Source organism: Myxococcus guangdongensis (assembly GCF_024198255.1).
Taxonomy (GTDB): domain Bacteria; phylum Myxococcota; class Myxococcia; order Myxococcales; family Myxococcaceae; genus Myxococcus; species Myxococcus guangdongensis.
On the sequence record NZ_JAJVKW010000024.1, the window covers coordinates 70,796 to 82,895 of the forward strand.

The 12,100-nt window shown below is 67.5% G+C and carries 7 protein-coding genes; 6 read left to right on the top strand and 1 reads right to left on the bottom strand.

Annotation, left to right across the window (positions count from 1 at the left end):
* Nucleotides 1-10: 10 nt before the first annotated feature.
* A complete protein-coding gene (locus LXT21_RS42690; protein WP_254044004.1) occupies nt 11-454 on the bottom strand; it encodes an HIT family protein in 444 nt (147 codons plus the stop codon).
* Nucleotides 455-700: 246 nt separating this feature from the next.
* On the opposite strand from LXT21_RS42690, the gene LXT21_RS42695 reads away from it, so the two are divergent.
* The 6 genes from LXT21_RS42695 to LXT21_RS42720 all read left to right on the top strand — a co-directional run bounded on the left by LXT21_RS42695 (nt 701) and on the right by LXT21_RS42720 (nt 11,957).
* The gene (locus LXT21_RS42695) at nt 701-2,353 is read left to right on the top strand and encodes a carboxypeptidase-like regulatory domain-containing protein (RefSeq protein ID WP_254044005.1); all 1,653 of its coding nucleotides are present in this window, start codon (nt 701-703) and stop codon (nt 2,351-2,353) included.
* 483 nt (nt 2,354-2,836) lie between these two features.
* The gene (locus tag LXT21_RS42700; RefSeq protein ID WP_254044006.1) at nt 2,837-4,369 is read left to right on the top strand and encodes an Ig-like domain-containing protein; all 1,533 of its coding nucleotides are present in this window, start codon (nt 2,837-2,839) and stop codon (nt 4,367-4,369) included.
* A 214-nt stretch (nt 4,370-4,583) separates the two neighbouring features.
* Nucleotides 4,584-6,245: an Ig-like domain-containing protein gene (locus LXT21_RS42705; protein ID WP_254044007.1), complete on the top strand. Its 1,662-nt coding sequence runs from the start codon at nt 4,584-4,586 to the stop codon at nt 6,243-6,245.
* Nucleotides 6,246-6,397: 152 nt separating this feature from the next.
* Nucleotides 6,398-6,868, top strand: coding sequence for a response regulator (locus tag LXT21_RS42710; RefSeq protein ID WP_254044008.1), 471 nt, complete (start codon nt 6,398-6,400; stop codon nt 6,866-6,868).
* Nucleotides 6,869-6,982: 114 nt separating this feature from the next.
* The gene (locus LXT21_RS42715) at nt 6,983-10,795 is read left to right on the top strand and encodes an nSTAND1 domain-containing NTPase (RefSeq protein WP_456094096.1); all 3,813 of its coding nucleotides are present in this window, start codon (nt 6,983-6,985) and stop codon (nt 10,793-10,795) included.
* A 190-nt stretch (nt 10,796-10,985) separates the two neighbouring features.
* Nucleotides 10,986-11,957 carry an ADYC domain-containing protein gene (locus LXT21_RS42720; RefSeq protein WP_254044009.1) on the top strand — a complete coding sequence of 324 codons (972 nt, stop codon included), beginning with the start codon at nt 10,986-10,988 and terminating at the stop codon, nt 11,955-11,957.
* The last annotated feature ends 143 nt before the right edge of the window (nt 11,958-12,100 follow it).

The window sequence follows — 12,100 nt, forward strand, 5'->3', positions numbered from 1 at the left end:
AGCAGGGACCTCAGCCGGACAGTGCGGCGGACAGGGCGCGAGCGGCGGCCTCCAACTCCTCTTTGGGCAGGTGGTCGGCGGGAGGGGCGTCGAACACGGCGCGTCCCCACAGCCGCTGGGGCGTGCCGGCGAAGCGAGGCACCAGGTGCAGGTGGCAGTGCCGGAGCACATCGCCAATGGCGAAGGCATAGGCGTGCTCGGCGCCGAGCACCTCACGTTGGGCCCTCATGACGCGAGCCGCGAAGGCACCCAATTCTCGGGAAGTCGCGTCATCCAGCTCATACCAGGCACGGGCGTGCTGCTCGCTGGAGATGACCACCCACCCCGGCACGGGGCTGGGGCCCGCGACGCCATGCAGCACGAGCCCGGGAGCCCGCGCGAGGATGCCCCCGACAGGGCGATGCTCACCGCGAGTGATGGCACAGCCGAGACACGGTTCATTCACATCCACCATGCGGGCAACGTATCAGCCATCCGCTCAGGTACCGCGTCTCAGCGGATGAGAGTCAACCCATCGGGGTCTGGATGGACCCCGCTGTCGGACCCGGGAGGTATGTGATCGGCAGGGGCATGCCGCCGAGTGGCGATGCACCCGCGACTGTCGCCTTCTTGACGAGGAGGGCCCGGGTCGGAGAGTGTCCGATGCGCGCTCTTTCGAGGTTTTGGGGCGTCAGAGCCAATCCAATACAAGGTGGGGAAGATGAAGAAGCATCTGGTCATGGCCGTTGTGCCGTTCCTGGCGCTCGGGTGTGGAGACGATTTCAAGGACGAGAACGGGGACGGAATCGCGGACGGCATCCGTGAGCCGGACACCGTGACGGTGGTGACGCCGGCGACGCCGAAGGGCACGGTGTCGGGCCAGGTGTTGGGAACGGACCTCAAGCCGCTGGCGGATGCGTCGGTGGAGATCACGATTGGCAGCTCCGAGGAGCCGCTGGCGGGGACGACGGACGCGAAGGGCAACTTCGAGTTCAAGGGTGTCCCGGCGGGCTCGCAGGTGCTGCTGACGTTCACGAAGACGGGCTACGCGACGCTGCGAGCCACCTCGACGGTTCCGTCGTCGGCGGGCAACGTGCCCATCAACAACGCGAACGTGAGCTTCGGTCCGGTGACGCTGACGCGCCTGGACGGCTCGCTGCGCTTCCTGCTGGTGACGCCGCAGGGCCGTCCCGCGGCGAACGTGCGCGCGACGCTCGAAGCCTCGCCGGCCGGCACGGTGGTGCTGTCGAACGGTGACAACACCACGCGCGTGATGAGCACGGTGGTGGTGGAGGCGACGTCGGACGACCAGGGCGTGCTGCAGTTCCAGAACATCCCCTCCGCGCAGGAGCTGGCGCGCTTCACGAGCCAGACGGGCCAGTACCGCCTCTGGGTGGCGCCGACGGACTCGAACAACGACGGCGTCCCGGAGATCAACGGCTACGTGGACACGTACACGGCCGCGTCCGTGGTGACGGTCGGCACCACGCGCATCCTGAACCTGCCGGCGTCACGTCCTACGGGAAATCGGCTGGCCATCGAGGGCAGCAACGTGGCGGCCCTGCGTGCTGCCGCGACGCTCCACCCGCTGAACAACATGGTGCGTCCGGGCGAGCCCATCTACCTGTACTTCAACCAGCCCGTGCAGCAGGGCTCAGTGCTGGCGCGCCTGACGGACGAGTACTTCAAGGAGTCGCTGCCCGTCACGGTGACCGTCGGGAACGGTGGCTACAGCGCGACCATCACTCCGGCTGGCAACGCGATTCAGGTGGGCAAGGAGTACAACATCGACCTGCGCGCTGCTTCCGTGGAGACGGGCGAGGTCTACCAGAACCACGCCTCCTTCTTCGGAGGTGAGCCGGGTACGCCGTCGCCGGTGACCATCGTCGAGGCGCGGTATCAGGAAAGTCAGGTAGGAGTCGTCCCCGCGCTGAATGATGGCGAAACGGTGTACATCAACTTCAGTGCTCCCGTGACGATTCCTGCAGCGGGGGGCGTCCAAGTGTTCTTCGACAATCCCCTCGACAACGTGGCGGATGCCACTGCGACGGGAGAGAAGGGCAGCAGGAACGGCTTCCCGTTGTTCCTTGCGGAACCGGTTGGCCCCTATGTGACCCAGTGGGATCGGCCGGAGGAGCCTATCTATCCTCCCTTCACGTCGGGCTACAGCACGCGCTACGCGTTCACCTTCCGGACGACCCTGGCGGGTGGTCTGCAGCCAAGCCAAGCGAAGATCTCGATCGAGTTCTCGAATCTACCGCGCAACGGTGTTGTCGGGACCTACCAGAGCATTTGGGGGCAGCCCATCGTGAATGACCTCGCGATCAACGGGCTCGCGGTCCAGCCGGCTCCTCTTCCCGCTTCGGTGCGGTAACTGCGGAGCGACGAACCCGTCTGAAGGTAGCCGCTGTTGACGATGGCGCCCCTGTGGATTCTCCACGGGGGCGTTGTTGTTTGTGGTGTCCCTTCCTGGTCCGGAGGGTCGGGTATCGGAGAACAGTCCAGGGGCCTGGACGGAGGTCTGATAAGTGAGAACTCCACCTGCTATCTCTGATGCGTCAGGAATCACTCCTCCCTTGGAAGTGCAGGAGGGAGGACTCGCGCTTGGATGGAACGCGAATTGCCCTCTAGTCCAGTCATGCTTCATTGCTCACTTCGTGTTGCGGTGGTCTCTCTTGGGTTCCTATGGGCAGCTTGTATCGATATTCCAGGAATCCATGCGGTTGAGGAGCCTCCTGGGGAGGAGGTACCCGACGCCGGAGGCGCCACGATTGAGTCGAGGCTCTTTCTGTCTCGGTCCGTGACCAACGGTTTCGTTGACCTTCACGTGGAACTGAGGGGGGCAATCCCGGAGCGCGTGGAACTGTTGGTGGATGGCAAATCGGTGGAGACGATGCTTCCGCCGTACAGATTGCGTCTGGAGACCCATGCATGGGTGGAGGGCGATCACGAACTGCTCTTGCGGACGTCATTGGGCGAGCAGGTGTTCCTGAGCGAGCCTCGACCACTCAGGGTCGATAGGACTTCGCCAATCCTCGTGTCACGAAGCCCTGTGTCTGGTGAGCGTCATGTTCCAGCGGGGCAGGTGATTCGAGCTTCATTCTCAGAAGCGCTCGACCCGGCGACGATTCATGGAGGCTCCGCTCGGTTGACGGCGGAGTCGAGGGACCTCGCTGGGGATGTGGAGCTGTCCATCGATGGGAGAGCGCTGACGATTCATCCGAGGGTCCGGTTGCCCAGGGATGTCGCAGTCCATGTCGTGCTGGATTCTTCGGTGACTGACCTGGCTGGGAATCCGATTCAGCGCGAGGAGGATGGCTGGAGTTGGACCATGCCAGGCTTTCTCCCACTGGGGAACTCGTTCTCGACAGACTCGCCCGCGGAAAGCACGCCTGCTTTTCCTGAGATGCTTATCCCCTCATCTGGATTGCCCATTGTGGCCTGGGCCGATACCGGCAGCAGGGGTGTGTTCGTCCGACATTGGACGGGTGAAGCATGGGAGTTTCTTGGAACGCCCATGAAGAACGTGGATGCGTCTAGATACCTCAATGCCCAGTTGAATACTGAAGGGCATCCAGTGATTGCCTGGATTGATGATCTCGCCTCTGAAATCCACGTCCGTTATTGGACTGGGAGCGAGTGGAGGACGATGGGCGACGCGATTCGTGGCCTTCCGCCCTATCTCTGGGCTCTCTCGATGCGGACGGATGGAGCGGGACAGTGGTTCATGAGCTTCGCTTCTCGCCAGGAAATCCTTGTCTGGAAATGGGATGGAGCGAGCTGGGGCCGGATAGGACTGTTCCCGGTGGCAGAGACCTCCAGTGTCATGGCTGCCTATATGGAACTCGATGCTGCGGGACAACCGCTTGTCATCTGGGGAGAGCGAGATGTGATGGGTGTGGACCGCTATCGTGAGGCACGATGGGAGGGGGGCGAGTGGGTGTCGAATCCCTCAGCGCTCAACGCACTGGGAATGTGGTCGTGGGGGGTGGGCGTCGCGGGGCGTCCCCTTGCTGCGACACTTGTTGAAACAGGCGCCCTGATTCGGGAATGGAATGGCGTGTCCTGGTCTTCGCTGGGCACCTCGTTCCAGGAGCGCTTTCCTGGAGGCGCACCCGCGGCAGTACATCGCTTCGTCGAGGACCCTTCGGGTGCGCTGGTGGTCCTGCTGGGGGAATCCGAAAGTGCAGGACAACCCGACACGCTGCACTTCCGGAGGTTCGTCGAGGGGGATTGGGCACCCCTCGATTACGTACTGCGTCCTTCACGCTCCTCGGGCATGCCCCGATTCGGAGTGACTCCCGCAGGGCGGTTCATCGTAGCCCGAGTCGAAGCAGCTCATGCTCCGCCGACGCACTACTTCATGCAGGTCTATATCTCTAACGACTGAGTTCACGACACAGGCCACATCCTGCGGCGTCCATGCGCTCGGGTCCTGCGGGGCGCTCAGCGCGTGGAGCGAGGCTTGGCATCGATGGAACGAAAAACTGTCCTCTGGTTACATCATGCGTCATTCCACATTACGTCTTGCCGTCGTCTCCCTCGGGCTCCTCTGGGGGGCCTGTATCGATATCCCAGGCATCCATGTGGAGGAGCCTCCGATAGTGGTGCCCGACGCTGGGGTACCCACCGTGGGGGCACGCCTCATCCTGTCCCGACAGACGACGAACGGCGGTGTCGACGTCCAGGCCGAACTGACTGGGGCCTCACCAGAGAAGGTGGAGTTGCTGGTGGATGGCAGTGCGGTAGAGACGATGCTGCCTCCGTACAAGCTGCGTCTGGATACCCAGGCGTTGATTGAAGGGGACCACGAACTGCGCGTGCGGACGACGCTGGGGGGCAATGTGTCCCTGAGCGAGCCAAGTCAGTTGACGGTGGATAGGACACCGCCGGTTCTCATGTCGCGCGTCCCCGCTCCAGGCGACTTGAGTGTCCCAGCAGGTCAGGTGGTTCGCGTTGAGTTCTCGGAGGCGCTTGAGCCGGAGACGGTTCATGCAGGCTCCGTTCGGCTGGAGGTAGATTCAAAAATCGTCGCTGGGGACGTGACTCTGTCGGCTGACGGCAGGGGCGTGACGATAAGTCCAGTGGGCCGGCTGCCCAAGGATGTTGCAATTCAGGTGGTGCTGGACGTCTCGGTGACAGACTTGGCTGGAAACTCGATTCAGCGAGGTGATGAATGGCGCTGGACGGTTCCTGGCTTCCTCCCGCTGGGGAATGCGCTCGCGAGCGCCCCTCCCCAGTACAGCACCCCCAGTTTTCCCGAGGTGCTCGCCCAGACCTCGGGAATGCCCCTTGTCGCATGGGGCGACAGCGGCAGCGGAGGCGTGTTCATCCATCAATGGACGGGCGCTGCCTGGGAATTGATGGGCGGAACTCCACTGAGGGTTGCTGGGAGGGTCTCCTCTTTCAACGCGCGCCTGGATGAGGCTCAGCACCCGGTGGTGGGATGGCTCGACGATGAATTGGGAGAAGTTCATGTCCGACGGTGGACCGGGAGTGAATGGGTCTCGATGGGAGGCGTGATTCGTGCCCCGAAAACCTACTGTTGGGGACTCTCCTTGAGAACGAATGGGGCGGGGCGCTGGTTCGTGAGCTTCGCGATTCGCGAGGAATTCTTCGTCTATGAATGGGACGGCACAACCTGGCTTCAGCGCGGCCTGTTCCGGCCGGCAGACAATTGGGGTGTGGCATCGACGGCGATGGAACTCGATGAAGGCGGGAACCCGGTTGTCATCTGGGGAGAGATGAATGCCGCAGGCGATACCATTCGCTATGAGACGCGCTGGTGGAGTCAGGGCGAATGGAAGAGCGCTGCTTCGTCGCTGGGGCACCCGAGTGGGTGGGCCTGGGGTGTGGGGGCTCCTGGTCGCCCGCTCGTGGCGATCCATGATGCGGCGGAGATCGATGTTTGGGAGTGGCGGAGCACTGCATGGCGCGAGCTTGGCACTGCCTTCGAGGAACGATTCCCCGGTGGGGCGCGGGCTGAAGTGCGCCGCTTCGCCCTGGATTCTTCCGGGGCGCTGGTGGTCCTCCTGGGGGAGCCAGAGGCCGCTGGGCAGCCCGAGACGCTGCACATGAGGAAGCTCGTCGGTAGCGAATGGGTTCCACTCGAGGGCCTGCTTCGTCCGCCACCCGGGTTGACGCCCAATCCCGCGTCCCGATTCGTAATCACTCCTGACGGACGGACCCTCGTTGCCCGAATCGAATCCGCAGGTCAGCCGCCGAATGAGCAACACCGCATCCAGGTCTACATCTCCAACGACTGAACCCCGCGACACAGGGCCACGTCGTGCACCACCGTTCTGCATTGAACGGTGGTGGGGTGCCCCTTGGGGCGATGTGGGGTGGGCGCGACGACGGATGCGTGCATAGATTGTCGTGTCCACCGCTGTTTCCCTACACGCGAGGCACCTGTTTCATGAAGCGCACGGCCGCCCAGACCTCGGAAGAGCAGGTGCCGGACGCGACTGCGGCCGTGTCCCCCGGGAACCGCAAGCGCATCCTCGTCGTCGACGACTTCGACGATGCCCGCGAGATGTATGCGGAATACCTGGAGTTCGTCGGCTTCGAAGTCGACACCGCTCGGGACGGCGTCGAGGCGGTGGCGAAGGCCCAGTCGAGCGAGCCGGACATCATCCTCATGGACCTGTCCCTGCCCGTCATGGACGGCTGGGAGGCGACCCGACGTATCAAACAGGACACTCGGACCCGCGATATCCCCGTCATGGCGCTGACGGGCCACGTGCTCGCCGGCAACGCCGAGCACGCCCGCGAGGCCGGTGCCGACGAGTTCGTCGCCAAGCCGTGCCTGCCCTCGGACCTGGAGAACAAGATCCGAAACATGCTCAAGCCGAGCAAGGCGCGTAAGCCGAACGGGCAGGAAGGCTGACACCTCCCACCGGCGGGAAGTGATGACCACCCGACATCGGGTGGTCTCACCCGGCGCGCTCCTGCCCTTTCGGGCGGGGCAAGGGTTGCCGCGGGACGTCCGGATGCCTAGCCCGTGGGAGTGGGCACCCCCGCCACTTCCCGGCCGCCAGACTCGTGGACTCCTCCCGAGGAGTTCGACGAGTACCGAATCGTTCGGCCCATCGGCCGAGGACGCACGGGCCGGGTGTACCTGGCCCAGGACACCCTGCTCGAACGGCCCGTGGCGGTGAAGTTCATCCCCGCCCTCGGCCCCAATGCCCTGGCGCGCTTCCTCGTCGAGGCCCGCGCCGCCGCCCGCATCCAGCACCCCAACGTCGTCACCCTCTACCGGGTGGGACAACTCGACGAACAGCCCTACCTCATCTCCGAGTTCATCCGCGGCGTCAGCCTGGACCGGCTCGTCAAACCCCTGCGCTGGGAGCGGGTGCTCGCCATCGGCAGGGACCTGGCCCGGGGCCTCAGCGCCGCCCACCGCCGTGGCGTCCTCCACCGAGACATCAAGCCCGGCAACGCCGTGCTCACCGAGAGCGGCGCCGTGAAGCTGCTCGACTTCGGCCTCGCCAAGCTGCTCGACGGCGCCGTGGGCGACGAGGTGCCCCCTGCGCGCACCACCACGCCCCCCGAGCTCCAGATGGATCTGGACCCGGAGCTCAATCCGCACTTCTCCGCCCGCTCGCTCGACGGCGTCTTCCTGCCCTCGCTGCCCCAGGGCGCCCTCGTCGGCACGCCGTACTACATGTCCCCCGAGGCCTGGGCCGGCGAGGACCTGTCGGCCCGCAGCGACGTGTACTCGCTGGGCATCGTCCTCTACGAGCTGTGCGTGGGCCGAGGCCCCTACCGGGACGTCGTCTGGCGCGAGCTGCCCCATGTCGTGCGCACCCAGGATGCCTTGCCGCTGTGCGAGGTCGCCCCGCAGGTGGACCCGACCTTCGCCGCCATCATCGACCGCTGCCTGCGCCGTGAGCCCTCCGAGCGCTTCGCCTCCGCCGCCCAGCTCCTCGAGGCCCTCGAGACCCTGTCCCGCGAGGACACGCCCACCCACGTCCCCGAGGGCAATCCCTATCGCGGCCTGCGCGCCTTCGAGGCCGAGCACCGCGCCCTCTTCTTTGGCCGCCGCCGTGAGTGTCGCGCCGTCGTGGAGCGCCTGCGCGGCGAGTCCTTCCTGCTCATCACCGGCGACTCCGGCGTCGGCAAGTCCTCCCTGTGCCTCGCCGGCATCCTCCCCGCCGTCATCGAGGGCGGACTCGAGGACGGCCGGCGCTGGCACACCGTCCGCCTCGTCCCGGGACGCAAGCCCCTGGTCGCGCTCTCCGCCGCGCTCGCCTCACTCCTCGCGACCGAGGAGGAACTCCTCGCCGAGGCGCTGCGCGCCGAGCCCGCGTGCCTCGCCCGACGCCTTCGCGCCCGTCTGGGCGCCCGTGAGGGTCTGCTCGTCTACGTGGACCAACTCGAGGAGCTGGCGACGCTCGCCGAGCCCAACGAGGCGGCGCTCGCGGGACAGGCCCTCGGCAGCCTCGCGGAGGGCGCCAGCGGGGTGCGGCTGCTCGCCTCCAGTCGCAGCGACTTCCTCACCCGGCTCACCGCAGTGCCCGGCCTGGGCGCCGAAGTCCCGCGCGCGCTGTACCTCCTGCGCGCCCTCACCGCCGAGGAGACCCGCGAGGCCGTCACCGGCCCCTCGCGCGTGAAGGGTGTCCGCTTCGAGTCGGAGACCCTCGTCGACGCGCTCGTCACCGCCGCGGCCGAGGGTGGCCTGCCGCTGCTCCAGTTCGCCCTCGCGGAGCTGTGGGAGGCCCGCGATACGAAGACGCAGATGATTACCCAGGCCGCGCTGGACTCGATGGGCGGCGTGGCCGGCGCCCTGGCCCGACACGCGGACGCGGCGGTGGAGCGCCTCTTGCCAGACCAGCGCGTCGCGGCGCGAGGCGTCCTGCTCCGACTCGTCACCGCCGACGGAACCCGCGCGCGCAAGACGGACCGTGAGCTCGCCGGAGACGACCCGCGCTACCAGGCCGCGCTCGAGGCCCTGGTCCGCGCGCGCCTGCTCGTGGCGCGCGAAGCGCCAGAGGGCACGTCCTACGAGCTGGCCCACGAGGCGCTCCTGTCGGGCTGGGATTCACTCGCGCACTGGCTGACCGAGGCCGCCGAGCGGCGCGAGGTCCAGGCGCTGTTGGAGACGGCCGCGGCCCACTGGGAGAAACACCACCACTCGCGCGAGCTGCTCTGGGGTTCACGTCAGCTCGCCGAGGCGGCGGTGCTGGACGTGGCCGAACTCAACCGCCGCGAGCGCGACTTCCTGCGCGCCTCCCGCCGCACGCTCATCCGCAGCCGCGGTCTGCGCCACGCGCTCGTGGTGGGCTTCGTCCTCTCGCTCGGCCTCGTGTACGGCGGCCTCAAGCTGCGCGAGCGCTGGAGCCTGGAGCGTCAGGTGCGCGCGGAGCTGGAGGAGGCGCGCAAGTCGCTCGAGTCCGCGCTGGAGACCAAGGACCTGCTCCACTCCGAGCGCTCGGAGGCCTTCCGGCTCTATGGCAGCGGCCAGAAGCCCGAGGCGGAGCGACTGTGGGGCAAGAGTGTCGCGCGCGCCGCACAGGTGCGCCATCGCTTCGACGGGGTCGCCGGACGTCTCGAGCGGGCCCTCGCGCTCGCGCCCGAGCGGCCCGATGTCCGCGACGCGCTCGCGGACTTCCTCTTCGAGCGCGCCCTGTGGGCCGAGCAGGACGGCGAGGTGGCCATGGTGCCCACGCTGCTGCAGCGCCTGCGCCTCTACGACGCGCAGGGTGAGCGCTGGCAGCGCTGGACGGCCCCCGCCCGCCTCACCCTGGGCGTCGCCGCGCACGACGTGCAGGTGGAGCTGCGTCCGTTGACGCGCGACACGCTCGGCAACGAGCAGCCCGGTGAGCCGCTGCCCTTGGAGTCCGAGCCCTGGATGGACGTCTCCGTGCCCCCTGGCGCCTATCGGCTCACGTTGCGCGCGCCGCACCACGAGGCGGTGACACAGCCGCTGCTCCTGCATCGCGGCGAGGCGCGGCGTCTGGAGTTGCGCCTGCCCCGCGAGGGCTCGATTCCCTCGGGCTTCGTCTTCGTCCCCGCGGGCGAGGTCCGCTTCGGCAGCGCCGCCGACGCCAGTGTGCGCGAGTTCTTCAACGCGGTGCCGCAGCACGCGGTGCAGGTGCCGGGCTTCCTCATCGCGCGTCACGAGGTGACGTACGCGGACTGGCTCGTCTTCCTGGAGACCCTGTCCCCCGAGTCACGTGCCGCGCATTCGCCTCGCGTGGGCACGGGGGGCTATGCGGGACACCTCGCACTGGACCAGGTGGAGGGGGTCTGGCGACTGCGCTTCCAGCCCGGCAACGTGCCCTACGAGGCGCTCGCGAACGAGCCCATCCGCTACGCGAACCGCACGCGACGCGGGGCGCAGGACTGGCTGCGCTTCCCGGTGAGCGGCATCTCCTTCTCCGACGCGGAGACGTACGTGTCGTGGCTGTCCTTCAGCGGCCGGGTGCCGGGGGCGCGGCTGTGCTCGGAGCTCGAGTGGGAGCGCGCGGCGCGCGGCGTGGATGGGCGCGAGTTCCCGCACGGAGACAGGCTGGGCCCGGACGACGCGAACATCGACACGACGTACGGCAAGCAGCCCGGAGGCTTCGGGCCGGACGAGGTGGGCAGTCACCCCGCGTCCCGCAGTCCGTTCGGCGTGGATGACATGGCGGGCAATGTCTGGGAGTGGACCCGCTCGTGGCTGGAGCCGGGGCGCGCGGTGGCGCGAGGTGGGAGCTTCGCGTTCGCGGCCACCTCCGCGCGCTCGACGAATCGCGAATTGCCCGAGCCCTCGTTGCGCGACGTGACGATGGGCCTGCGGGTGTGCGCGGACCTGACCTCACCGAGGCTGTGAATCTCTCGCGGGTGTGGGTCCGGGGAGGGGCCCGGCACAGGACGTTGGAACCGCCCGTTCACCCTGTCGTGCCTGCTCGCCACCCCCTCGAGGGTGGGACGATTGTCATCGGTTCATCACTCCTCCTTGCGAGCGGGCAGGCTCCTGCGAACCTTGTGTCCAGTAGCGCAGGGCCGGGGAGGGTCGGGGCATGGTGGCGAGGCGGATGGTGGGGGCGGTGGTCGTTGCCTGCGGGCTGGTGGGCTGTGGAAGCGCGGTGGAGGTCGAGGAGTCCCGGACGCTGGGGACCCAGGTGGCCGAGTTGTCGTCGCCCAACGGGCGCAACCTGAATGGCCGCAACCTCAACGGGCGCAATCTCAACAGCACGGAGCTGGGGCAGATGCTGGTGTCGGTGCGCTTCGCGGGCGCCGAGCGCGCGGACGCGGGGGCTCCCGCGCTGTCGAACACGTGGCTGGACGGCAGCGTCCTCCACGGGGCGACGTCGCACGGCATGGTGTCCGGGATGGACTTCCTCGGGGCGCGCTTCGTCGGGGAGCTCGGGAGCGGGGACACGGTTCCCCTGCGCATCGATGACATCCAGCCGGCGACGAGCGCGAGCGCGGATGTCTGGGTGTATCGCGTCTCCTATTACGCGGCCGACGAGGGGATGTGGAAGCCCGCGTGCCAGGCGGCGGATGGCTCGGCGCTCGGGGCGATTGCGCTGACGGGGCGCTGGGACTACCGGCAGGGCGTGGCGGGCGGCGGCGCGAAGATCGAGGACGCGCAGTCCTTCACCCTCGCGTGCGAGGGCGCGGCCCTGGCCAAGTGCGTGCGCTTCGGCTACCGCCCCTGGGCGGGGACCGTGAATGGACAGAGCCTGGGTGAGCTGCACCAGGCCTGCACGCGCATGGTGCGCGCGGACTTCTGTGGCGACGGTACGTCGTACACGGCGGATGGGAACTGGGTGAACCTGTACGACGCCTCGGGCGTGCAGCAGGACTCCGAGAGCTGGAGCCTGGAGGCGGAGTGGGACGCGGCGGGGGCGCGCTGCCGCTCGCAGACGACGCGCGCGGGGACGCAGGCGGTGTCGTGCTCGTCGGGCACGGTGGTCCCCACCTGTGGCCAGCCCTCGAACTTCGAGGCGGGCACGCTGTTGATGAGCGAAATCCCGGTGGCTCCGTAGTCGCGGACGCGGGGACCGCACATCCGCTCGGTGAGGCTGGTTGCCCACTGTGCCCGGGAGCAGGCGGCCTGCCTTTGTCTCCTGGGGCGGACGACAAGAACAGCCGACTTCCGGAGGCGAGAGAGCGACACCACGTTTAGCCG